Here is a 21,321-nt window from a genome sequence, read left to right as displayed (position 1 = left end):
TGATGGCGGTGCGAGTACAGCAAGCGGCCTTTGACCCGGGGCACGAGGTCAATGCCATGCATGCCGCGAATGTCGGTGTGGGGGCCGTGGTCGGTTTTGTGGGCTATGTGCGTGATTTCAACGACGGCCTCGACGTGGCGGGCATGTTTCTCGAACACTACCCGGGCATGACCGAGAAGGCCCTGGCCAAGATCGTGATCGAGGCCGAGCAGCGTTGGCCGTTGCTCAAGGTCGAGGTGCTGCACCGGATCGGGGCGCTGGAGCCGGGCGAACCGATCGTTTTCGTCGGGGTGGCCAGTGCCCATCGGCAGGCGGCGTTCGAGGCCTGCAACTTCATCATGGACTACCTGAAGACGCGGGCGCCGTTCTGGAAGAAGGAGAGTACCCAGGAGGGGCCCAGGTGGGTGGAAGGGAAGCAGAGTGACCAGGATGCGGCGGGGCGTTGGTAGGTCAGGTCGCGCCATGGTTTGGTAGGAGCGGCCTTGTGTCGCGAAAGGGCCGCGAAGCGGCCCCAGGATTCAAGCGGCGCTGCAACAACTGATGGGGCCGCTTCGCGGCCCTTTCGCGACACAAGGCCGCTCCTACAGGCCGGTCAATGATGCTTGCGCGGCACCGGCTTCAATAGCTCGTCCGGCGGCATCTCGCACTTGATCTTGCGGCCCAGCAGCTCTTCGATGGCAGGCAGCTGGTAGGAATCATCCTCACCGGCAAAGCTGATCGACACCCCGCTGCTGCCGGCACGGCCGGTACGGCCAATGCGGTGCACGTAGTCGTCCGGGTCTTCCGGCAGGGTGAAGTTGATCACGTGGCTGATGCCATCGATGTGGATCCCGCGCCCAGCCACATCGGTGGCCACCAGCACGGTGATACGGCCTTCACGGAAGTTTTCCAGGGTGCGGATGCGCTTGTGCTGCGGCACGTCGCCCGACAGCTGCGCGGCGTTGATGCCATCGCGCACCAGCTTCTCTTCGATGCGCCGCACCTCGTCCTTGCGGTTGGCAAAGACCATGACCCGTTCCCACTTGTTCTGCGTCACCAGGTTGTACAGCAGCTTGTACTTGTCGCTGCCGGCCACCGCGTAGACGTGCTGCTCGACGGTTTCGCTGGCGACGTTTTCCGGCTCGATCTCGACCACGGCCGGGTTGGTGGTCCACTGCTTGGCCAGGTTCATCACATCGTCGGTGAAGGTGGCGGAGAACAGCAGGGTCTGGCGTTCGCTCTTCGGTGGGGTCTGGCGGATGATCTGCCGAACCTGGGGGATGAAACCCATGTCGAGCATGCGGTCGGCCTCGTCCAGCACCATCACCTCGACCATGTCCAGGTGCACCTCGCCGCGCTGGTTGAAGTCCAGCAGGCGGCCCGGGGTGGCCACCAGGATGTCGCAGTGGCGCGCTTCCAGGGCCTTGAGCTGCTTGTCGAAGTCCATGCCGCCGACGAAGCTCATCACGTTCAGCCCGGTGTACTTGGTCAGGGCCGCGGCGTCCTTGGCGATCTGCACCACCAGCTCGCGGGTCGGCGCGATGATCAGCGCGCGCGGTTCGCCCATGTAGCGTTCCTTGGGCGGCGGCGTCTGCTGCAACTGGGAGATGATCGAGATGAGGAAGGCGGCGGTCTTGCCGGTGCCGGTCTGGGCGCGGCCGATGGCGTCCTGGCCGCGCAGGGTGTAACCCAGCACCTGGGCCTGGATCGGCGTGCAGTACGGGAAACCGAGGTCGTGGATGGCATGCATCAGCTCGTCGGAGAGCTTGAAGTCATGGAAGCGGGTCTTGCCTTCCTGCGGCTCGACCACGAAGTCTTCCGGCTTCCACAGGCTGGCCTGGGGCTTGGGCTTGCGTTCGCGGCGCGGTTTGTCCTTGGCCGGTGTCTCGGCGGCAGGTGCGGTGGCGGGCGTTTCGGCCTTGACGCTGGTTTTGCCGGGGGCGGGCTGGCGCTGAGGCTCAGGCTGGGCCGCGGGGGCTGCGGCAGGCGCAGGCGGCGTGACGCTGGCAGCAGGAGCGACGGCCTGAGGCGCGGCGTCTCCCTTGCCGAATATTTTCTTGAGTGCCTTGAGCACGATCGTCTCGTCAACTGGTTAAGGAATGTACGCCCGGCAGTGTAATGCAAGATCCGGGCGCGGCGTAGCGGAATACTCCTACAACTACAGGCGAGCCTGCTTATTGCAACTGCTTGCTCAGCCAGTCGTGGATGTCGCTCAGTTCCTCGACGGCCACTTCATGCTCCATCGGGTACTCGTGCCACTGGGCGGCGATGCCCCAGGTGTTCAGGTACTCGAAGGCGGTGCGGCCCATGGCCGGGATCACCACCGAATCGTGCACGCCATGCAGGCACAGGGCCGGGGTGCGCTGCTGGCAGGCGCTGAGCTGGTGGCCGTCGCTGAAGGTGGGCGCGTAGGTGGACAGGGCAATCACCCCGCCCAGTGCTTCCTGCCACTTTATATAGGCCGTGTGCAGCACCACCGCGCCGCCCTGGGAGAAACCGGCCAGGAAGATCCGCGACAAGCTGATGCCCTTGGCCTGTTCGGCCTTGATCAGCGCGATCACCTGGTCGGCCGATTCGTCCAGCTGCGCTTCGTCGATGGCACGGGCCGGGGTCATGGCCTTGATGTCGTACCAGCTGGGCATGGCATAGCCGCCATTGATGGTCACCGGGCGGGTCGGCGCCTGGGGCATGATGAAGCGGGTGCTGAGCAGTCGTTCCTGCATGAATTCAGCCACCGGTAGGAAGTCGTAACGGTCGGCCCCCAGGCCGTGCAACCAGATCACACAGGCGTCTGCGGTTTTCTGCGGTTCGAGAATCAGCGGGTTGGTCATGACTGCTCCGAAAGTGTGCGTGCCTTGTTGTTAAGTGCTTGAAAAAGAGGCGTGGGAATTAATTGTCGGAAAAAGAATGTCGCAACGATACAAGTTTCGGTACTTGACGCGTGCTTAAACGCTCCAGCCTTCGACTGTGGTACGCGCTTTGCTATGAAACATTCGATACGAAGGGGCAAACCCAGACGGTAACACCCTTTGTAAGCGAAGGCTGTCATAGAACGGCCCATTGCGCCAATTGACCCAATAACAAGCCAACACGGGTCGGATGCGCCTCATAAGGGTGCGGTGCAATTCCGGCTCAATACAACAAGAGCGATTTGGAGGTTGTGAATGAAGATGCTGAAAACCACCCTGGCAGTCCTGACCGCTGCCGCCGCACTGGGCGCCGTGAGCACTGCCCAGGCCGGCGCCACCCTCGATGCGGTAAAGAAGAAGGGCTTCGTCCAGTGTGGCGTGAGCGATGGTCTTCCAGGCTTCTCGGTACCTGATGCGCAGGGCAAGATCGTCGGCATCGATGCCGATGTCTGCCGCGCCGTGGCAGCTGCCGTGTTCGGCGACGCCAGCAAGGTCAAGTTCAGCCAGCTCAACGCCAAGGAGCGCTTCACCGCGCTGCAGTCCGGCGAAGTCGACGTGCTGTCGCGCAACACCACCTGGACCAGCTCGCGCGATGCCGGCATGGGCCTGGTGTTCGCTGGCGTCACCTACTACGACGGCGTGGGCTTCCTGGTCAACAAGAAGCTCGGTGTTTCCAGTGCCAAGGAGCTCGATGGCGCGACCATCTGCATCCAGGCCGGCACCACCACCGAGCTGAACGTGTCCGACTACTTCCGCGCCAACAACCTGAAGTACACCCCGATCACCTTCGACACCTCCGACGAAAGCGCCAAGTCGCTGGAGTCCGGCCGTTGCGACGTGCTGACCTCGGACAAGTCGCAGCTGTTCGCCCAGCGCTCCAAGCTGGCCACGCCTACCGACTACGTGGTGCTGCCGGAGACCATCTCCAAGGAACCGCTGGGCCCGGTGGTGCGCAAGGGCGACGAGGAGTGGTTCAGCATCGTCAAGTGGACCCTGTTCGCCATGCTCAACGCCGAAGAGGCGGGCATTACCTCGAAGAACGTCGAGGCCGAGGCCAAGGCCACCAAGAACCCGGACGTTGCCCGCCTGCTCGGCGCCGACGGGGAATACGGCAAGGACCTCAAGCTGCCCAAAGACTGGGTAGTGCAGATCGTCAAGCAAGTCGGCAACTATGGCGAAGTGTTCGAGAAGAACCTGGGCCAGAGCACTGACCTGAAGATCGACCGTGGCATGAACGCCCTGTGGAACAACGGCGGCATCCAGTACGCGCCACCTGTGCGCTGATGGTTGCACCCTGCGGCGGCATCCCGCCGCCGCAGGCTGTTCGAATCCCTACTGTCCGGGGCACTTCATGCAAAATCGAATCGGCGCACAAAAGGGGCTTTCCCTTAACGATCCGCGTGTGCGCGCGTGGCTGTTCCAGATCCTCACCATCCTCTTGGTGGTGGGCCTGGGCTGGTACTTGTTCCACAACACGCAAACCAACTTGCAACACCGGGGCATCACCTCCGGCTTCGACTTCCTCGAGCGCAGCGCCGGCTTCGGCATCGCCCAGCATCTGATCCCGTATGTGGAGTCCGACAGCTACGCGCGGGTGTTCGTCATCGGCCTGCTCAATACCCTGCTGGTCACCTTCATCGGCGTCATCCTGGCAACCGTCCTCGGCTTTGTCATCGGGGTGGCGCGGTTGTCGCCGAACTGGATGATCAACAAGCTGGCGACGGTCTATGTCGAAACCTTCCGCAACATTCCGCCACTGCTGCAGATCCTGTTCTGGTACTTCGCCGTGTTCCTGACCCTGCCGGGGCCACGGGGCAGCATCAACATCGACGACACCTTCTTCATCAGCAACCGTGGCCTGAACATGCCGGGCGCCTCGATGGCCGAGGGCTTCTGGCCGTTCGTGGTTGCCGTGGTGCTGGCGATCGTGGCCATCGTGGCGATGGTGCGTTACGCCAACAAGCGCTTCAACGAAACCGGCAAGCCGTTCCACAAGTTCTGGGTTGGGCTGGCGCTGCTGCTGGTGATTCCAGGGGCCTGCGTGCTGCTGTTCGGCAGCCCGGTGCACTGGGAAGTGCCGCAACTGAAGGGCTTCAACTTCGTCGGCGGCTGGGTGCTGATACCCGAACTGCTGGCGCTGACCCTGGCACTGACTATCTATACCGCTGCGTTCATCGCCGAAATCGTGCGCTCGGGTATTCGTTCGGTCAGCCATGGCCAGACCGAAGCCGCCCGCTCGCTGGGCCTGCGCGAAGGCCCGACGCTGCGCAAGGTGATCATCCCCCAGGCCCTGCGGGTGATCATTCCGCCGCTGACCAGCCAGTACCTGAACCTGGCGAAGAACTCGTCGCTGGCAGCCGGTATCGGCTACCCGGAGATGGTCTCGCTGTTCGCCGGTACCGTGCTCAACCAGACCGGCCAGGCCATCGAGGTGATCGCCATCACCATGAGTGTCTATCTCGCCATCAGCATCAGCATTTCGCTGCTGATGAACTGGTACAACAAGCGCATCGCGCTGATCGAGCGGTGAGGATACGCCCGTGAATGCCCATGTTTTCAAACCTGACATGCCGCCACCGGTGAAAACCGTCGGCGTGCTCGCCTGGATGCGGGCCAACCTGTTCTCCAGCTGGCTCAACACCTTGCTGACCCTGTTCGCCTTGTACCTGGTGTGGCTGATCGTGCCGCCGCTGGTGCAATGGGCGTTCATCGATGCCAACTGGGTCGGCACCACCCGCGCCGACTGCACCAAGCAGGGCGCCTGCTGGGTGTTCGTGCAGCAGCGCTTCGGCCAGTTCATGTACGGCTACTACCCGGTGGAGCTGCGCTGGCGCGTGGACCTGACCGTGTGGCTGGCCGTGCTGGGCGCCGCGCCGCTGTTCATCAAGCGCTTCCCGCGCAAGGCGCTCTACGGCCTGGGCTTTCTGGTGCTGTACCCGGTGCTGGCCTACACCTTGCTGCACGGCGGCTACCTGGGCCTGGACACAGTCCCCACCAGCCAGTGGGGCGGGCTGATGCTGACCCTGGTGATCGCCACCGTGGGCATCGTCGGTGCCTTGCCGCTGGGCATCCTGCTGGCCCTGGGGCGGCGTTCGCGGATGCCGGCGGTGAAGGTGGTGTGCGTGACCTTCATCGAGTTCTGGCGCGGCGTGCCGCTGATTACCGTGCTGTTCATGTCGTCGGTGATGCTGCCGCTGTTCCTGCCTGAGGGCATGAGCTTCGACAAGCTGCTGCGGGCGATGATCGGGGTGATCCTGTTCCAGTCGGCGTACATCGCCGAGGTGGTGCGCGGCGGCCTGCAGGCCATCCCCAAGGGCCAGTACGAAGCTGCCGCGGCCATGGGCCTGGGCTACTGGCGCTCGATGGGCCTGGTGATCCTGCCCCAGGCGCTCAAGCTGGTGATCCCCGGCATCGTCAACACCTTCATCGCCCTGTTCAAGGACACCAGCCTGGTCATCATCATCGGCCTGTTCGACCTGCTCAACAGCGTCAAGCAGGCCGCGGCCGACCCGGCCTGGCTGGGCATGGCGACCGAGGGCTACGTGTTCGCGGCCCTGGTGTTCTGGATTTTCTGTTTCGGTATGTCCCGCTACTCCATGCACCTGGAGCGCAAGCTGGACACTGGCCACAAGCGTTAGGAGTCTCCAAATGAGTGAAGCGATCAAGCAGCCTGCCGGCCCCGAAGGCATCATCCAGATGCAGGGCGTGAACAAGTGGTACGGCCAGTTCCATGTGCTCAAGGACATCAACCTGAACGTGCGTCAGGGCGAGCGTATCGTCTTGTGCGGGCCTTCCGGCTCGGGCAAGTCCACCACCATCCGTTGCCTGAACCGGCTGGAGGAACACCAGCAGGGCCGCATCGTGGTCGATGGGGTGGAGCTGACCAACGACCTCAAGCAGATCGAAGCGATCCGCCGCGAGGTGGGCATGGTGTTCCAGCACTTCAACCTGTTCCCGCACCTGAGCATCCTCGAAAACTGCACCCTGGCGCCCATGTGGGTGCGCAAGATGCCGCGGCGCAAGGCCGAGGAAATTGCCATGCACTACCTGGAGCGGGTGCGTATCCCGGAGCAGGCGCACAAGTACCCGGGGCAGTTGAGCGGTGGCCAGCAGCAGCGCGTGGCGATTGCCCGGGCGCTGTGCATGAAGCCGAAGATCATGCTGTTCGACGAGCCGACTTCGGCGCTCGACCCGGAAATGGTCAAGGAAGTGCTGGACACCATGGTGGGCCTGGCCGAGGACGGCATGACCATGCTCTGCGTGACCCACGAGATGGGCTTTGCCCGCACCGTGGCGAACCGGGTGATCTTCATGGACAAGGGGGAGATCGTGGAGCAGGCGGCGCCGGATGACTTCTTCGACCGGCCGCGCAGTGATCGGACCAAGTTGTTCCTGAGCCAGATCCTGCATTGATGCTGTTGGGGCCGCCTTGCGGCCCATCGCCGGCAAGCCGGCTCCCACAGGGGCTGCACCGCCCTTGAGCACTGTGCAATCCCTGTGGGAGCCGGCTTGCCGGCGATGGGCTGCAAAGCAGCCCCAGTCTTACTTCTCTTCTTGCGTGGCCGCCGGCGCCGGCGGCGGCCGCAGCCCCACCTCGGCGACCAGTTTGAGCTGCTGCCCGTTGCGCATCACCTCGATGGTGATCTTCTCGTTGGGCTTGATCCGCGCCACCTGGTTCATCGACTTGCGCCCATCGCCAGCCGGCTCGCCATTGATGCTCAGGATCACATCGCCCAACTGCAAGCCGGCCTTCTGCGCCGGCCCGTCGCGGAAGATCCCCGCCACCACGATGCCCGGGCGGCCCTGCATGCCGAACGACTCGGCCAGCTCCTGGCTCAACGGCTGCACTTCGATGCCCAGCCAGCCACGGATCACCTGGCCATGCTCGACGATCGACTTCATCACCTCCAGCGCCAGCTTGACCGGGATGGCGAAGCCAATGCCCTGGGAGCCGCCGGACTTGGAGAAGATCGCGGTGTTGATGCCCACCAGGTTGCCGTTGGCATCGACCAGCGCACCGCCGGAGTTGCCCGGGTTGATCGCCGCATCCGTCTGGATGAAGTCTTCGTAGTTGTTCAGGCCCAGCTGGTTGCGGCCGGTGGCGCTGATGATGCCCATGGTCACGGTCTGGCCGACGCCGAAGGGGTTGCCGATGGCCAGGGTCACGTCGCCGATGTGGATGTTGTCGGAGCGGCCGATGGTGATGGCCGGCAGGTTCTTCAGGTCGATCTTCAGCACCGCAAGGTCGGTCTCGGGGTCGCTGCCGATCACCCGGGCCAGGGTTTCACGGCCGTCCTTCAACGCCACCACGATCTGGTCGGCGCCGCTGGTGACGTGGTTGTTGGTCAGCAGGTAGCCCTCGGGGCTCATGATCACTGCCGAGCCCAGGCTCGATTCCCAGCGCCGCTGCTTGGGCAGGTTGTCACCGAAGAAGCGGCGGAACTGCGGGTCTTCGAACAGCGGGTGGGCGCTCTTGTTGACCACCTTGGTGGTGTACAGGTTGACCACCGCCGGCGCGGCCAGGGTCACGGCGTCGGCATAGGACACCGGGCCCTGCATGATTTTCGTGGTCTGCGGTGCCTGTTGCAGGTTGACGTCCTGGCTGGGCAGGCCGACCCATTGCGGGAAACGCTGGATGATCAGCATGGCGATCAAAACGCCGGTAAGCAGGGGCCAGCCAAAATAACGCAAAGCCTTGAACATGAACGAATCCTGGGAGTGGGCAAGGGCCAGAAGTGACGCGCCAGAGCGCAAGCGCGCGCGATCATACACCGGTTTCCCCAACGCCGGCGACGGCCCATAATGGCGGCCATTATACGGGCGTTGTTCCCGTTGAACGTGCAGATTTCGAGGAGATTTTCCATGGCTGTCGCCCTCAATACCCTGGTCGAGGAAGCCGAGCGCTACCTGGCCAGCGCGAAGATCCAGGATTACTGCCCCAATGGCCTGCAGGTGGAGGGCCGGCCACAGGTCAGCCGCATCGTTTCCGGGGTCACGGCCAGCCAGGCGCTGCTGGATGCCGCGGTCGAGGCCGAGGCCGACCTGGTGCTGGTGCACCACGGTTATTTCTGGAAGGGCGAGAACCCGTGCATCACCGGGATCAAGCAGCGCCGCCTGAAGACCCTGCTCAAGCACGACATCAGCCTGCTGGCGTTTCACCTGCCGCTGGATGTTCACCCGGAAGTGGGCAACAACGTGCAGCTGGCTCGCCAGCTGGACATCACCGTGGAAGGGCCGCTGGACCCTGCCAACCCCAAGGTGGTCGGCCTGGTCGGTTCGCTGGCCGAGCCGATGACCGCGCGCGACTTCGCCCGCCGCGTGCAGGACGTCATGGGCCGTGAGCCGCTGCTGGTCGAAGGCGAGCAGATGATCCGCCGGGTCGGCTGGTGCACCGGCGGCGGGCAGGGCTATATCGACACCGCCATCGCTGCCGGGGTGGACCTGTTCATCAGCGGCGAGGCGTCCGAGCAGACCTACCACAGCGCCCGCGAGAACGGCGTCAGCTTCATCGCCGCCGGGCACCATGCCACCGAGCGCTACGGCGTGCAGGCGCTGGGCGATTACCTGGCGCGGCGCTTTGCCCTGGAGCACCTGTTCATCGATTGCCCGAATCCGATCTGAGATCTGTTTCGGCCTCATCGCCGGCAAGCCGGCTCCCACAGGAATACTGCAGATTTCAAGGTTTGTGGTGAATCTGTGGGAGCCGGCTTGCCGGCGATGAGGCCGCAGGGCGGGCCTCTGACAGCCAAACCCCCAGTCATATCGTTAGACTTTTTCGATCTAGCCCGCCGCCTAAATAGAATCAGCCGCTGTGATAAAGTGGCTCGCTCGAACACGGCCCGCTGGCCGTCCATAAGATCGTTTTTCGTGAGTAGCCATGGTCGACAAACTGACGCACTTGAAACAGCTGGAGGCGGAGAGCATCCACATCATCCGCGAGGTGGCCGCCGAGTTCGACAACCCGGTGATGCTGTACTCGATCGGCAAGGACTCCGCCGTGATGCTGCACCTGGCGCGCAAGGCCTTCTTCCCGGGCAAGCTGCCGTTCCCGGTGATGCACGTCGACACCCAGTGGAAATTCCAGGAGATGTACAGTTTCCGCGACAAGATGGTCGAGGAAATGGGCCTGGAGCTGATCACCCACGTCAACCCAGAGGGTGTGGCGCAGGGCATCAACCCGTTCACCCATGGCAGCTCCAAGCACACCGACATCATGAAGACCCAGGGCCTCAAGCAGGCACTGGACAAGCATGGTTTCGACGCCGCCTTCGGTGGCGCGCGCCGCGACGAAGAGAAGTCGCGGGCCAAGGAACGCGTGTACTCGTTCCGTGACAGCAAGCACCGCTGGGACCCGAAGAACCAGCGCCCCGAGCTGTGGAACGTGTACAACGGCAAGGTCAACAAGGGCGAGTCGATCCGCGTGTTCCCGCTGTCCAACTGGACCGAGCTGGACATCTGGCAGTACATCTACCTCGAAGGCATCCCGATCGTGCCGCTGTACTTCGCCGCCGAGCGCGAAGTGATCGAGAAGAACGGCACCCTGATCATGATCGACGACGAGCGCATCCTCGAGCACCTCTCCGAGGAAGAGAAGGCGCGCATCGTCAAGAAGAAGGTGCGTTTCCGTACCCTGGGCTGCTACCCGTTGACGGGTGCGGTCGAGTCCGAAGCCGAAACGCTCACCGACATCATTCAGGAAATGCTCCTGACGCGCACTTCCGAGCGCCAGGGCCGAGTCATCGACCACGATGGCGCCGGTTCCATGGAAGACAAGAAACGTCAGGGCTACTTCTAATTTTCAGGGTTACTCCATGTCGCACCAATCCGATTTGATCAGCGAAGACATCCTCGCTTATCTGGCTCAGCACGAGCGCAAAGAACTGCTGCGTTTCCTCACCTGCGGCAACGTGGATGACGGCAAGAGCACCCTGATCGGGCGCCTGCTGCACGATTCGAAGATGATCTACGAGGACCACCTCGAGGCCATCACCCGCGATTCGAAGAAGTCCGGCACCACCGGCGAGGAAGTCGACCTGGCGCTGCTGGTCGATGGCCTGCAGGCCGAGCGTGAGCAGGGCATCACCATCGATGTCGCGTACCGCTACTTCTCCACCGCCAAGCGCAAGTTCATCATCGCCGACACCCCGGGCCACGAGCAGTACACCCGCAACATGGCCACCGGCGCCTCGACCTGCGATTTGGCGATCATCCTGGTCGATGCCCGCTACGGCGTGCAGACCCAGACCCGCCGGCACAGCTACATCGCCTCGCTGCTGGGCATCAAGCACATCGTCGTCGCGGTCAACAAGATGGACCTCAAGGGCTTCGACGAGCAGGTGTTCGAGTCGATCAAGGCCGACTACCTGAAGTTTGCCGAAGCCATCAACCTGCAGCCGTCGAGCCTGCACTTCGTGCCGATGTCGGCGCTCAAGGGCGACAACGTGGTCAACCGCAGCGAGCGTTCGCCGTGGTACACCGGCCCTGCGCTGATGGAAATCCTCGAAACCGTCGAAGTGTCGGCCGACCGCAACGTCACCGACCTGCGCTTCCCGGTGCAGTACGTCAACCGCCCGAACCTGAACTTCCGCGGTTTCGCCGGTACCATCGCCAGCGGCGTGGTGCACAAGGGCGACGACATCGTGGTGCTGCCGTCGGGCAAGAGCAGCCGGGTCAAGTCCATCGTCACCTACGAAGGTGAGCTGGAGAATGCCGGCCCAGGCCAGGCCGTGACTTTGACCATGGAAGACGAGATCGACATCTCCCGTGGCGACCTGCTGGTGCATGCCGACAACGTGCCGCCGGTGACCGACCAGTTCGACGCCATGCTGGTGTGGATGGCCGAAGAGCCGATGCTGCCGGGCAAGAAATACGACATCAAGCGCGCCACCAGCTACGTGCCAGGCTCGATTGCCAGCATCACCCACAAGGTCGATGTGAACACCCTGGAGCAGGGCGCTGCCAGCGCGCTGCAACTGAACGAGATCGGCCGCGTCAAGGTGGCCCTGGACGCCCCGATCGCCCTGGACGGTTACGACAGCAACCGCACCACGGGTGCCTTCATCGTCATCGACCGCCTGACCAACGGCACCGTGGGCGCCGGCATGATCATCGCCCAGCCTGTATTGCCGCACGGCAGCACTGGCCAGCATGGCAAGCAGGCGCACGTGTCCACCGAAGAGCGCGCCCTGCGCTTCGGCCAGCAACCGGCCACCGTACTGTTCAGCGGCCTGTCCGGCGCGGGCAAGAGCACCCTGGCCTATGCCGTGGAGCGCAAGCTGTTCGACATGGGCCGTGCGGTCTACGTGCTCGATGGCCAGAACCTGCGCCACGATCTGAACAAGGGCCTGCCACAGGACCGCGCCGGCCGCACCGAGAACTGGCGTCGCGCCGCCCACGTGGCGCGCCAGTTCAACGAAGCTGGCCTGCTGACCCTGGCTGCGTTCGTCGCCCCGGATGCCGAAGGCCGCGAACAGGCCAAGGCACTGATCGGCAAGGACCGCCTGGTGACCGTTTACGTTCAGGCCTCGCCGCTGGCGTGCCGCGAGCGTGACCCGCAGGGCCTGTATGCTGCCGGTGGCGACAACATCCCGGGTGAGAGCTTCCCGTTCGATGTGCCGCTGGATGCCGACCTGGTGATCGATACCCAGAGCGTCAGTGTTGAAGAAGGCGTGAAGCGGGTGCTGGATGTGCTGCGTCAGCGTGGTGCGATCTAAGCGTTAGCGTTGTACTGAAAACCCCGCTTCGGCGGGGTTTTTTGTGGGCGCTCGATTCACGCGGCGCCAAGCGCTGGAGCAAGCGGCTTAGTTCTTCTTGGACTCGACGGATTTGAAGTGCTGGTCGTAGTCGCTTTGCCTTTCGCAGCCTTGCTTATAAGGGTCCATGTCACAGCCGAATTTCATATCTTGTTGATCAGGCAAAAGGAAAAATTTGCCATCGACGCAGCCGGATAGCAGCAGTGCCAACGCCAGTGGAAATTTTTTCATCACTCATCCTTGAACAAGGGAAGTCCGTTCGATTTTTGCCAGCCTATGATACTTGCGATCAGGCCTTCTGCGCAGCCAGCCTGTGGATTCACCGGGTTGTAGATCAGGTCCGATCCCTCAGGGTGTCCGGCCAGTTCAATGAAGTGTTCCAGCAAGCAATCCTGCCAGGCTGAGGTGCCGGTTGCCTCCAGCGAGGGACGCGAGTGGACTGGCTTTAGATCGAAGGCTTTTTGATCGAGCGGAAATGCTCTTGGTAATCCATCATTCTTTCGCACCCTTGCTTGTAAGGGTCCACGTCGCACTTGAAATTGATGTCTTCTCTATTGGGCAGCAGCAGTACCGTAGGTGTATCGACGCTGCATCCAGATAGGGCGAGTGTGATGGTTATGGCAACCTGCTTGGCATATTTTTCTGCATTGAACATGGGGCTTCCATCCCGGGTTCGAGGTTGATTTTAAATGTCGCGATTGATAGCTGAAGCTTTCGATCAGATGATTCTGCCTGATTTCTAAAGTCGACTTGTTGTAAAAGGGTGTAGGTAAGGTTTTATTGAGTCGTAGGACATTTCTATTGCGCTGGGTGGGAATTTTTTCTGGGTGCAATGATGGGTAGGGGTTTTGGATGATGGGCACGGCCCACTGTAAAAGGGGTGGCCGAGTTTTCATCTAAATAAGGATTTTGTTATGGGAAAAAATAAATATAAGCAGATACAGTATCAACCGTTCCAGGATTCAGGAGGCGTATTGCTCCCCCCTAACCAGGCCATGCGAGAGGGGCAATTCATAAAATCAGATAACGGTAGATTTGTGCTTCGTCTGAGAAGCGATGGCAATCTGGTATTGGAAGATGATGGCGCGGTGGTTTGGGTCGCAGATCACACACAGCCATACAGTTCTACGTTCCGTAACCGATCGCGTGAGCCTCTTCAGTTCGTTGTGAGCAACTCAGGCTTTTTATATGATCCGTTACGAGATCGCTTATGGTCCGCGCAGAGCACTGAGACGCTGGATCAATCGTATTGGACTAACAATTATCTGAGAGTAACCGACACGGGAAATATTCTGATATTTGACGGGCGCAACGGTGAGGTTCGATGGGCGCGACATGGGTACGTGCCGGGACGTCTACCTCGCAATCCCAAAATATATCCAGATGATTATCCGCCTGTACCCAATCCTTTGATTAAGATACCCCATGACTTTCCATAAGAAGCTACTGGGTTTCTAGTTTTTCGGTCTCCAAGCCAAGTGTTTTGGTTTGCTTAAGGTGGCTTGGAGGCCGTTGGCAGATAATGGGAGTGAGCAAGCATATTCAGATATGCGTTTCTGTTACGGGGATTATTCGTTTCTCCTTAACGGCCTTGTAGAAAAAATTGAATAAACCTCTTGGACCCTAGGCAGGCGTTGAAGCACTTTCCGGGTAAATTCCCCGAAAGATTCCAGGTCCCGCGCCAGAATCTCCAGCAGGAAGTCATAGCGCCCGGAGATGTTGTGGCAGGCCGCAAGCGTGGCCCGGAGGGGCTGTATGCTGTCGGTGGCGATAACCCGGGTGAGAGCTTCCCGTTCGATGTGCCGCTCGATGCTGATCTGGTGATCGATACCCAGAGCGTCAGTGTTGAAGAAGACGTGAAGCTGGTGCTGGATGTGCTGCGTCAGCGTGGCGCTATCTAAGTACTGGTGTTTGTGAAGAACCCCGCTTCGGCGGGGTTTTTTGTTTGTCGGGCGGGAAGGTGTATTTTCGGCTGCCGGGCGCTTGCCGTGGCATTTTCAGCGCCTATGAAATCGAGCGCCGCCCGCGCGGTGCATCGCGGATAAATCCGCTCCTACATTTGTTGCAACGTGCCGAACCTGTAAGGTCAGAGTTGCCTGCCTTGGCGCATGTCTTGAAACTTGCGCAGCGGCGTCAGCGCCAATCTCAAAATCCAGCCGAACACACAAGGCTGACAACCATGGCCTATCAGGCATGGCCACGTTGCAACAAATGTGGGAGCGGATTTATCCGCGATGCGCCGCGCGGGCGGCGCTCGATTTGTGCACCGCTGCACAACTCAAGACAGGCACTTGGAAGCCATCACGCTATTTCTTGGCAATCCATAGGCAGGTAGCTGATATCAAGCATCACGAGATGAAAGCACCCCACCGAAACGGGGTGTAGGGTTCAGACCTCCCTGAATCCAGGCTTTCCGTTATCTGCGCGCCAAGTTTTGATAATGCTTAAAACTGCTTCAAGCTCCCCTTGGTCATCATTTTCGGGCCAGTAAATTAAGTCGGTGCCGCTAGGGTGCTCGGTTATTGTAGAAAAGTGCTCCAATAAAGGATCCAATACTTCATCCGGTTCCTCGGCATTGGCACGATAAATTTCCTTTAGGAACTCAATGAACTCCAATTCCGTATATTCTGCGTAGCTGGGTTTAAGGATCACGGCTTATCTCCATATTGGATTTTGTGGTGCGCAGATGGAGCAACCTTGTTTGATGAGGTTAATTTGAAATATAGGATTGCCCCGATGGAGCGGGCCAGTAATTTTACTCGGGCTTGAACCCGGCGCGACCTTCGGCGGCGCGCCACTGTTTTATGATTCGAATGATCTCTTCAGGGGTGTCAAGTCCATCGGATTCGGGCCAATAAATAAGGTCGGATCCGCTGGGGTGCTCAGAGATTTCTTTGAATTTCAAAATGCGCAAATCCAGTTCTTTTTCGCTTACATCATCTGCCGGATCGGTGATGGAGGTAATGAACTCAAGGAATTCAGCCTCGGTGAAGTCGGAAAATATCTTGTGGTCTTTCATTGCGATGTCCCGTAGTGGATTCAGTTGTGAGCCTCTGGTCTCACCACTCTTATGTTATCTACCTCGTAGACGGCTCCACCTTCCGAAATTGGGTTGGTGAATAGTTAAGGCTACCCTGCAAGCGCAGGGTAGTTTCTGCACTCGATTGTGATTCCGTCTCAGTCTTCTCTAAATCCTAGTTTTCCGTTATCAGTTCGCCACTTTTTAACAATGCCCAGTACTGCCTCCAGTTCACCTTGATCGTCACTCTCCGGCCAATAGATCAAGTCTGTTCCGCTAGGATGCTCCGTTACATCAGAAAAATGTTTAAGAAGGGGGGCTAGTACTTCATCAGGCTCTTCAGCGTTGGCACGGTAAACCTCCTTTAGGAAGTCGATAAATCCAGACTCTGTGTAATCGCTGTAGCTATTCTTCAGCCTCATGCTTTATCTCTATAATGAGTTATGTGGTGCGCAGATGGAGTAACCTTGTTTGATGAGGTTAATTTGAAATATAGGATTGCCCCGATGAAGCGGGGCAGCAATTTTACTCAGGCTTGAACCCGGCGCGACCTTCGGCGGCGCGCCACTGTTTTATGATCCGAATGATCGCTGCTGGGGTGTCAAGCTCATCGGCGTCAGGCCAAAAAATCAGATCGGATCCGTTAGGATGTTCGCATAGTTCTTCAAATTTAAATATTCGTAAATCCAACTCTTCTTCACTAAGCCCGTCTTCTGGGTCGCTAATTGAAAAAATTAATTGAAGGAATTCGGCTTCGGTAAAATCGGAAATGTTGGATTTCTCGTTCATTCTGATGTCCTTCAGTGAATTTGACTGTGCGCAGCCGGTGTGGCCGAACTAATACTGCCAGTTTGACGTTGATGGCATTAAGTTGAAATAAAGGCTCTGGAAGGTGCGCGGCCATAAGATGGTTCTTTTGAGCAGGTGTCAAAAGATGGTGGCGTAGTTTTCAAAGGCTGTAAACTTATGTAGGGCCAATTTGGCTGTGGGGCGTTTTCTAATAATGTGTAGGAATTTTCAATTGCAAGCGTGGGGAAGGCAGAGGGCCTGAGTTATCAGGACCTCTGAATAGTGCCTTTCAGGACGGCTTGAAGCCATCCTTACCGTTAGCCAGACGCCATTCCTTGACGATTCTGAGTATTTCCTCTGGCTCACCCTCTTTGCTGGACGCAGGCTTGTACAAAAGATTAATTCCAGAGGGATGCTCAGTGATTTTTCTGAAATGTAGTAGCAGAGGAGCTAGCACAGCGTCCGGCTCGTCCTCGTTTGCTCTGTCGATTTCAGCTAGGAACTCCAGGAATTCCTGCTCTGTGTAATCACTTAGGTTTTCCTTGAGTATCATGGCTTTTCTCCGTAATGGTAAGGATTGATATCGCAGGTGAATTTCTGGTTATGCCGATCAGGCAGAAGAAGGATTCTGCCATCGGCGCAACCGGATAGAAGCAGTATCGACACCCATACAGATTTGTTCATTGCAGGTCCTTGAACAGGAGAAGTTCCTTTGATTTTCGCCAAGCAATGATCTGTGCGATCCCCTTCGGCGCAGCCCTCGAGGTCGTTTGCCGGGTAGTAGGGTGGTCAGAGCCATCCGAGTGTCCGGCAATCTCGATAAAGTGTTCGAGCAAGCGATCCTGCCAAGCCGAGGTACCGGATGCCTGTAGCAATTCTCAACCACAGTCCTAAATTCGGCTCGCGTGTAATTTGTAAGGGAGAGTTTTGACTAATCACCACTTTATAAGTTTCTAGGAAAGTTACAGCACCAGTTCGGAGTGCCTTCCCACGAAGCGGGGTGTAAGGCTACAATCTACGCCTTGCCTGATAAGAAATACCCCGCCGAGGCGGGGTTGTGGATATTTATGATCTAAATCCTTCTTTGTTGTTGGCCAGTCGCCAATCCTTTATGATTTTAAGGACCTGTTCAGGTTCGCCTTGGCTGCTCCCTTGTGGTCTGAAGAATAGATCACTGCCAGAAGGGTGTTCAGTTATTTTTTCAAAGTGTCCAATCAGGGGGATCAATATCTTGTCGGGTTCATCTTCAATGGCTCGATTAATTTCGTACAAGAATTCGACAAATTCTTGTTCGGTGTAGTCAGTAATCTGATCTTTTAAAATCATGTTTATTTCCTGGGAAGCTGTGGCTAACGACCCTGAACTTTCCAAACAATTTTCCCTCGGCTTGGCCCCCCAGTACCTCTGGGCCGCCCTGCGTCCAAGCCCCAGCCGCCGTAGCCTGGTCCCCCGCCGCCGGAAAGAGGAGGGAGCGGTGTTCGGTCTGGGGCTTGCTCGTTTATCCAGAGCCCCTCATTTAAATGCAGGGCACCGCCCGAATCACGGAATGGTTCACCAAATTTGATAGTTTCATTTTGAGCCATGTAGTCATCCTCCTAATCGCTACATGGCAAGCGTGCTATGGCTGGTTTCTCGTGTATGTCAGGCGCGGGCTGTCAATCGGTAGGAGGCTTCCCACCGACTTGAAAGATCTGATTCAAATGTGTACTTCAGACACAGGAATCACCCGTTTTTCCTTAACCGCCTTGTAGGAAAAGCTCGAGTAGATCTCTTTCACCCCCGGCAACCGCTGCAACACTTCCCGGGTAAATTCGCCGAACGATTCCAGGTCCCGCGCCAGAATCTCCAGCAGGAAGTCATAGCGTCCGGAGATGTTGTGGCAGGCCACAATCTCGGGAATCTCCATCAGCCGCCGCTCGAACGCCAAGGCCATGTCCTTGGTGTGCGAATCCATCATGATGCTGACGAACGCAGTTACCCCGAACCCCAATGACTTGGGCGAGAGAATCGCCTGGTAGCCGGTGATGTAGCCGTGGTCTTCCAACAACTTGACCCGGCGCCAGCAAGGCGAAGTGGTCAGTGCGACCTTGTCGGCGAGTTCGGATACGGTGAGGCGGGCGTTATCTTGCAGGGCGGCGAGCAGGGCGCGATCGGTGCGGTCGAGGGTAATAGGCATGGTTTGCCCTCAGGTTGAGGTTTTTATTGTTTTTGTTCCAATACGCCCGCGAATGCGTGGGCAATTTTGGAAAAAATCAGGCAGTGCGGTGGCATAAGCTTAGAACAAACCACCAGAGGCTGTTGCCATGCGCGGCTCCCATAACAACAACACCGGTTTTTCCACCCGAGCCATTCACCATGGCTACGACCCGCTTTCCCACGGTGGCGCGCTGGTGCCGCCGGTGTACCAGAGCGCAACCTATGCCTTCGCGACGGTGGAATATGGCGCAGCGTGCTTTGCCGGAGAGGAGGGCGGGCATTTCTACAGCCGGATCTCCAACCCGACCCTGGCCCTGCTGGAGCAGCGCATGGCCTCCCTGGAAGGCGGCGAGGCCGGGCTGGCCCTGGCATCGGGCATGGGCGCCATCACCTCGACCTTGTGGACCCTGCTGCGGCCTGGCGATGAATTGATCGTCGGCACCACGCTGTACGGCTGTACCTTCGCATTCCTGCACCATGGCATCGGCGAGTTCGGGGTGAAGATTCGCCACGTAGACCTCAACGACAGCAAGGCGCTCAAGGCGGCGATCACCCGCAAGACGCGGATCATCTACTTCGAAACGCCGGCCAACCCCAACATGCAGCTGGTCGATATCGCTGCCGTGGCCGAAGCGGCGCGCGGGCATGACATCCACATCGTTGTCGACAACACCTACTGCACGCCCTACCTGCAACGGCCGCTGGAGCTTGGCGCCGACCTGGTGGTGCATTCGGCCACCAAGTACCTCAGCGGCCATGGCGACATCACTGCGGGGCTGGTGATCGGGCACAAGGCGTTGATCGACCGGATTCGACTGGAAGGCCTCAAAGACCTGACCGGCGCGGTGCTGTCACCGCACGATGCGTCGTTGCTGATGCGCGGCATCAAGACCTTGGCGTTGCGTATGGACCGCCATTGCGCCAATGCCCAGCAAGTGGCGGAGTACCTGGCGCGCCAGCCGCAGGTCGAGTTGATTCACTATCCGGGGCTGCCGACGTTCGGCCAGTATGCGCTGGCCCAGCGGCAGATGCGTTTGCCGGGCGGGATGATCGCCTTCGAGCTCAAGGGCGGCATCGAGGCAGGGCGGCGCTTCATGAATGCGTTGCAGCTGTTTGCCCGGGCGGTGAGCCTGGGGGATGCCGAGTCGCTGGCGCAGCATCCGGCGAGCATGACTCATTCGAGCTATACGCCTGAAGAGCGTGCGCATCATGGGATCTCGGAGGGGCTGGTGCGGTTGTCGGTGGGGCTGGAGGATGTTGAGGATCTGCTGGCGGATGTTGAGCAGGCGTTGAAGGCTTGTAGTTGATTTGTCTGCATTGGCCCTATCGCCGGCAAGCCGGCTCCCACAGGTACAGCATCGATTCCCTCTGTGGGAGCCGGCTTGCCGGCGATGAGGACGGTGAATTTCACACAAGAAAAAGGCCTCTTTCGAGGCCTTGTTCATTTCAGCGAATCAGCGCTTGAGCCCGTAGCTCTCGTCGAGCATGCCCGGCGAGTTCGGCGACTTCGGCGCGTAGTCGCGCGGCACTTCGGTGTCGCGCGGTGGGGTCAGGCGATCGCGTGGGCCCTGGCCCGCTTCGGAATGCAGGGCAGCCAGCAGGCGCTGGCGGGTGACGTCATCGAGGGCCAGGCTGTTGGCACCTTCGGCCAGGTGATCTTGCACATCCTGGTAGCTCTGGGTCAGTTTCTTGACCAGCACGGCGGTGCTGTTGAAGTGGGTGACCACTTCGTTCTGGTAACTGTCGAAGCGCTTCTGGATATCGTCCAGCTGACGCTGGGTGCTGCTCGGCGCAGCATTGGGCAGCAGGCGCGCCACGACGAAGCCGATGGCGACGCCAATGACCAGGGCCAGGGTTGGCAACAACCAAACAAGGAGCGAGAGTTCCACGAGTCCTTCCTCTATAAACGGCTTTGCTTTACGTTAACGGCTCAGACCTGCGCTGTATACCGCGAGCGATCGCAAATCAGAACAGAATTCCACACCTAGACGAATCGACCCCCTTCGAGGTCACGGAGTAGTGCCTTGCTTGTCCGCGAAACCCCCTTGTTCATCGATGGCCCCGTGGGCCAGCTGGAAGCCTTGTACCTGGACGTGGCCGATGCCCGCGGTGCGGTGCTGATCTGCCACCCGAACCCGGTCCAGGGCGGCACCATGCTCAACAAGGTGGTCTCGACCCTGCAGCGTACTGCCCGTGATGCCGGCTACGTCACCTTGCGCTTCAACTACCGCGGCGTCGGCCAGAGCGCCGGCAGCCACGACATGGGCGCGGGCGAGGTGGCCGATGCCGAAGCCGCCGCGGCCTGGCTGCGCGAGCAGCACCCGCAGTTGCCGCTGGTGCTGATGGGCTTCTCGTTCGGTGGTTTCGTCGCCACCAGCCTGGCCGGGCGCCTGGAAGCGGCCGATGTGTCGCTGCAGCACCTGTTCATGATTGCCCCGGCGGTGATGCGCCTGAGCGATGAATTCCCGTTGCCGCAGCGCTGCCCGATCACGGTGGTGCAGCCTGACGCCGACGAAGTCGTGGCGCCGCAGCTGGTTTACGATTGGTCCGACAGCCTGTCGCGCCCCCATGAGCTGCTGAAAGTGGCAGAATGCGGACACTTCTTCCATGGCAAGCTGACCGATCTGAAGGATCTGCTGCTGCCGCGCCTTTCGAATTGAGCCAAGCCTGAATAAGC

24 protein-coding genes and 2 pseudogenes are annotated in these 21,321 nt (G+C 59.7%); 11 read left to right on the top strand and 15 right to left on the bottom strand.

Annotation, left to right across the window (positions count from 1 at the left end; translation table 11 throughout):
• Positions 1–2 precede the first annotated feature (2 nt).
• Positions 3–449, top strand: a complete 447-nt coding sequence (gene moaE / locus ACIPG5_RS13425) for a molybdopterin synthase catalytic subunit MoaE (protein WP_401375513.1) — start codon at positions 3–5, stop codon at positions 447–449.
• A 143-nt stretch (positions 450–592) separates the two neighbouring features.
• Here moaE and rhlB read toward each other — a convergent pair whose 3' ends face one another.
• Positions 593–2,053, bottom strand: coding sequence for an ATP-dependent RNA helicase RhlB (rhlB, locus tag ACIPG5_RS13420; RefSeq protein WP_401375510.1), 1,461 nt, complete (start codon positions 2,051–2,053; stop codon positions 593–595).
• Between the two features lie 100 nt (positions 2,054–2,153).
• Positions 2,154–2,810, bottom strand: a complete 657-nt coding sequence (locus ACIPG5_RS13415; RefSeq protein WP_176512321.1) for an alpha/beta hydrolase — start codon at positions 2,808–2,810, stop codon at positions 2,154–2,156.
• Positions 2,811–3,143: 333 nt separating this feature from the next.
• Between ACIPG5_RS13415 and ACIPG5_RS13410 the strand changes: the two genes are divergently transcribed.
• From ACIPG5_RS13410 to ACIPG5_RS13395, 4 genes are all read left to right on the top strand, one after another.
• Positions 3,144–4,172, top strand: coding sequence for an amino acid ABC transporter substrate-binding protein (locus tag ACIPG5_RS13410; protein WP_176512323.1), 1,029 nt, complete (start codon positions 3,144–3,146; stop codon positions 4,170–4,172).
• Positions 4,173–4,239: 67 nt separating this feature from the next.
• A complete protein-coding gene (locus tag ACIPG5_RS13405) occupies positions 4,240–5,418 on the top strand; it encodes an amino acid ABC transporter permease (protein ID WP_176512325.1) in 1,179 nt (392 codons plus the stop codon).
• Positions 5,419–5,428: 10 nt separating this feature from the next.
• Positions 5,429–6,526, top strand: coding sequence for an amino acid ABC transporter permease (locus tag ACIPG5_RS13400; RefSeq protein ID WP_176512327.1), 1,098 nt, complete (start codon positions 5,429–5,431; stop codon positions 6,524–6,526).
• A gap of 10 nt (positions 6,527–6,536) precedes the next feature.
• Positions 6,537–7,301, top strand: coding sequence for an amino acid ABC transporter ATP-binding protein (locus ACIPG5_RS13395; RefSeq protein ID WP_003251792.1), 765 nt, complete (start codon positions 6,537–6,539; stop codon positions 7,299–7,301).
• Positions 7,302–7,430: 129 nt separating this feature from the next.
• Here ACIPG5_RS13395 and algW read toward each other — a convergent pair whose 3' ends face one another.
• Positions 7,431–8,591 carry a Do family serine endopeptidase AlgW gene (gene algW / locus ACIPG5_RS13390; protein WP_176512329.1) on the bottom strand — a complete coding sequence of 387 codons (1,161 nt, stop codon included), beginning with the start codon at positions 8,589–8,591 and terminating at the stop codon, positions 7,431–7,433.
• Positions 8,592–8,750: 159 nt separating this feature from the next.
• Between algW and ACIPG5_RS13385 the strand changes: the two genes are divergently transcribed.
• The 3 genes from ACIPG5_RS13385 (at position 8,751) to cysN (ending at position 12,601) form a co-directional block, all read left to right on the top strand.
• The gene (locus ACIPG5_RS13385; protein WP_176512331.1) at positions 8,751–9,509 is read left to right on the top strand and encodes a Nif3-like dinuclear metal center hexameric protein; all 759 of its coding nucleotides are present in this window, start codon (positions 8,751–8,753) and stop codon (positions 9,507–9,509) included.
• A 256-nt stretch (positions 9,510–9,765) separates the two neighbouring features.
• Positions 9,766–10,683 (top strand): sulfate adenylyltransferase subunit CysD, encoded by a 918-nt coding sequence (gene cysD, locus ACIPG5_RS13380; protein ID WP_003251799.1) that lies wholly within the window; start codon positions 9,766–9,768, stop codon positions 10,681–10,683.
• Positions 10,684–10,699: 16 nt separating this feature from the next.
• The gene (gene cysN, locus ACIPG5_RS13375; RefSeq protein WP_401375504.1) at positions 10,700–12,601 is read left to right on the top strand and encodes a sulfate adenylyltransferase subunit CysN; all 1,902 of its coding nucleotides are present in this window, start codon (positions 10,700–10,702) and stop codon (positions 12,599–12,601) included.
• An 87-nt stretch (positions 12,602–12,688) separates the two neighbouring features.
• Here cysN and ACIPG5_RS13370 read toward each other — a convergent pair whose 3' ends face one another.
• The 4 genes and pseudogenes from ACIPG5_RS13370 to ACIPG5_RS13355 form a co-directional block, all read right to left on the bottom strand.
• Complete coding sequence (locus ACIPG5_RS13370) at positions 12,689–12,871, bottom strand: hypothetical protein (protein WP_401375501.1); 183 nt, start codon at positions 12,869–12,871, stop codon at positions 12,689–12,691.
• Positions 12,871–13,146, bottom strand: coding sequence for a bacteriocin immunity protein (locus ACIPG5_RS13365; RefSeq protein WP_401375498.1), 276 nt, complete (start codon positions 13,144–13,146; stop codon positions 12,871–12,873). Before ACIPG5_RS13365 ends, ACIPG5_RS13370 begins: the two co-directional genes overlap by 1 nt.
• Complete coding sequence (locus ACIPG5_RS13360) at positions 13,086–13,295, bottom strand: hypothetical protein (RefSeq protein ID WP_401375496.1); 210 nt, start codon at positions 13,293–13,295, stop codon at positions 13,086–13,088. The genes ACIPG5_RS13365 and ACIPG5_RS13360 overlap by 61 nt, the downstream gene beginning before the upstream one ends.
• A gap of 887 nt (positions 13,296–14,182) precedes the next feature.
• Positions 14,183–14,376: pseudogene (locus ACIPG5_RS13355) on the bottom strand (Lrp/AsnC ligand binding domain-containing protein); the annotation flags it as partial.
• Here ACIPG5_RS13355 and ACIPG5_RS13350 point away from each other — a divergent pair.
• Positions 14,371–14,541, top strand: a pseudogene (locus ACIPG5_RS13350) (hypothetical protein); the annotation flags it as partial. The pseudogenes ACIPG5_RS13355 and ACIPG5_RS13350 sit on opposite strands and share 6 nt — an antisense overlap.
• Before the next feature lie 487 nt (positions 14,542–15,028).
• Here the strand turns inward: ACIPG5_RS13350 and ACIPG5_RS13345 are convergent.
• The 7 genes from ACIPG5_RS13345 to ACIPG5_RS13315 form a co-directional block, all read right to left on the bottom strand.
• Positions 15,029–15,292, bottom strand: a complete 264-nt coding sequence (locus tag ACIPG5_RS13345; RefSeq protein WP_401375493.1) for a bacteriocin immunity protein — start codon at positions 15,290–15,292, stop codon at positions 15,029–15,031.
• Positions 15,293–15,395: 103 nt separating this feature from the next.
• Positions 15,396–15,659, bottom strand: a complete 264-nt coding sequence (locus ACIPG5_RS13340) for a bacteriocin immunity protein (RefSeq protein WP_401375490.1) — start codon at positions 15,657–15,659, stop codon at positions 15,396–15,398.
• A gap of 158 nt (positions 15,660–15,817) precedes the next feature.
• Entirely contained in the window at positions 15,818–16,081 is a 264-nt protein-coding gene (locus ACIPG5_RS13335; RefSeq protein ID WP_401375487.1) for a bacteriocin immunity protein, read from the bottom strand.
• Positions 16,082–16,184: 103 nt separating this feature from the next.
• Entirely contained in the window at positions 16,185–16,448 is a 264-nt protein-coding gene (locus ACIPG5_RS13330; protein WP_401375484.1) for a bacteriocin immunity protein, read from the bottom strand.
• 289 nt (positions 16,449–16,737) lie between these two features.
• Positions 16,738–17,001, bottom strand: coding sequence for a bacteriocin immunity protein (locus tag ACIPG5_RS13325; RefSeq protein WP_401375481.1), 264 nt, complete (start codon positions 16,999–17,001; stop codon positions 16,738–16,740).
• A gap of 512 nt (positions 17,002–17,513) precedes the next feature.
• Positions 17,514–17,774: a bacteriocin immunity protein gene (locus ACIPG5_RS13320; protein WP_401375478.1), complete on the bottom strand. Its 261-nt coding sequence runs from the start codon at positions 17,772–17,774 to the stop codon at positions 17,514–17,516.
• A gap of 370 nt (positions 17,775–18,144) precedes the next feature.
• The gene (locus tag ACIPG5_RS13315; RefSeq protein ID WP_176512351.1) at positions 18,145–18,624 is read right to left on the bottom strand and encodes an Lrp/AsnC family transcriptional regulator; all 480 of its coding nucleotides are present in this window, start codon (positions 18,622–18,624) and stop codon (positions 18,145–18,147) included.
• A 127-nt stretch (positions 18,625–18,751) separates the two neighbouring features.
• Here ACIPG5_RS13315 and ACIPG5_RS13310 point away from each other — a divergent pair, with 127 nt between their 5' ends.
• Positions 18,752–19,951, top strand: coding sequence for a methionine gamma-lyase (locus ACIPG5_RS13310; protein WP_401375475.1), 1,200 nt, complete (start codon positions 18,752–18,754; stop codon positions 19,949–19,951).
• Positions 19,952–20,098: 147 nt separating this feature from the next.
• On the opposite strand, the gene ACIPG5_RS13305 is transcribed toward ACIPG5_RS13310, so the two are convergent.
• Positions 20,099–20,533: a YhcB family protein gene (locus tag ACIPG5_RS13305; RefSeq protein ID WP_401375472.1), complete on the bottom strand. Its 435-nt coding sequence runs from the start codon at positions 20,531–20,533 to the stop codon at positions 20,099–20,101.
• Between the two features lie 135 nt (positions 20,534–20,668).
• Here ACIPG5_RS13305 and ACIPG5_RS13300 point away from each other — a divergent pair, with 135 nt between their 5' ends.
• Positions 20,669–21,304: an alpha/beta hydrolase gene (locus tag ACIPG5_RS13300; protein ID WP_176512355.1), complete on the top strand. Its 636-nt coding sequence runs from the start codon at positions 20,669–20,671 to the stop codon at positions 21,302–21,304.
• Positions 21,305–21,321: the final 17 nt, after the last annotated feature.

The organism is Pseudomonas sp. NPDC087029, assembly GCF_044745345.1.
In the GTDB taxonomy this organism is placed as follows: Bacteria; Pseudomonadota; Gammaproteobacteria; order Pseudomonadales; family Pseudomonadaceae; genus Aquipseudomonas; species Aquipseudomonas faucium.
This window is presented reverse-complemented; position numbering and strand designations above follow the sequence as displayed.

Bases quoted from the DNA above. Each gene is read 5' to 3' on its own strand.
- moaE (WP_401375513.1), top strand. From the start codon at position 3: ATGGCGGTGCGAGTACAGCAAGCGGCCTTTGACCCGGGGCACGAGGTC.
- ACIPG5_RS13415 (WP_176512321.1), bottom strand. From the start codon at position 2,810: ATGACCAACCCGCTGATTCTCGAACCGCAGAAAACCGCAGACGCCTGT.
- ACIPG5_RS13410 (WP_176512323.1), top strand. From the start codon at position 3,144: ATGAAGATGCTGAAAACCACCCTGGCAGTCCTGACCGCTGCCGCCGCA.
- ACIPG5_RS13405 (WP_176512325.1), top strand. From the start codon at position 4,240: ATGCAAAATCGAATCGGCGCACAAAAGGGGCTTTCCCTTAACGATCCG.
- ACIPG5_RS13395 (WP_003251792.1), top strand. From the start codon at position 6,537: ATGAGTGAAGCGATCAAGCAGCCTGCCGGCCCCGAAGGCATCATCCAG.
- algW (WP_176512329.1), bottom strand. From the start codon at position 8,591: ATGTTCAAGGCTTTGCGTTATTTTGGCTGGCCCCTGCTTACCGGCGTT.
- ACIPG5_RS13385 (WP_176512331.1), top strand. From the start codon at position 8,751: ATGGCTGTCGCCCTCAATACCCTGGTCGAGGAAGCCGAGCGCTACCTG.
- cysD (WP_003251799.1), top strand. From the start codon at position 9,766: ATGGTCGACAAACTGACGCACTTGAAACAGCTGGAGGCGGAGAGCATC.
- cysN (WP_401375504.1), top strand. From the start codon at position 10,700: ATGTCGCACCAATCCGATTTGATCAGCGAAGACATCCTCGCTTATCTG.
- ACIPG5_RS13370 (WP_401375501.1), bottom strand. From the start codon at position 12,871: ATGAAAAAATTTCCACTGGCGTTGGCACTGCTGCTATCCGGCTGCGTC.
- ACIPG5_RS13360 (WP_401375496.1), bottom strand. From the start codon at position 13,295: ATGTTCAATGCAGAAAAATATGCCAAGCAGGTTGCCATAACCATCACA.
- ACIPG5_RS13340 (WP_401375490.1), bottom strand. From the start codon at position 15,659: ATGAAAGACCACAAGATATTTTCCGACTTCACCGAGGCTGAATTCCTT.
- ACIPG5_RS13335 (WP_401375487.1), bottom strand. From the start codon at position 16,081: ATGAGGCTGAAGAATAGCTACAGCGATTACACAGAGTCTGGATTTATC.
- ACIPG5_RS13330 (WP_401375484.1), bottom strand. From the start codon at position 16,448: ATGAACGAGAAATCCAACATTTCCGATTTTACCGAAGCCGAATTCCTT.
- ACIPG5_RS13325 (WP_401375481.1), bottom strand. From the start codon at position 17,001: ATGATACTCAAGGAAAACCTAAGTGATTACACAGAGCAGGAATTCCTG.
- ACIPG5_RS13320 (WP_401375478.1), bottom strand. From the start codon at position 17,774: ATGATTTTAAAAGATCAGATTACTGACTACACCGAACAAGAATTTGTC.
- ACIPG5_RS13315 (WP_176512351.1), bottom strand. From the start codon at position 18,624: ATGCCTATTACCCTCGACCGCACCGATCGCGCCCTGCTCGCCGCCCTG.
- ACIPG5_RS13310 (WP_401375475.1), top strand. From the start codon at position 18,752: ATGCGCGGCTCCCATAACAACAACACCGGTTTTTCCACCCGAGCCATT.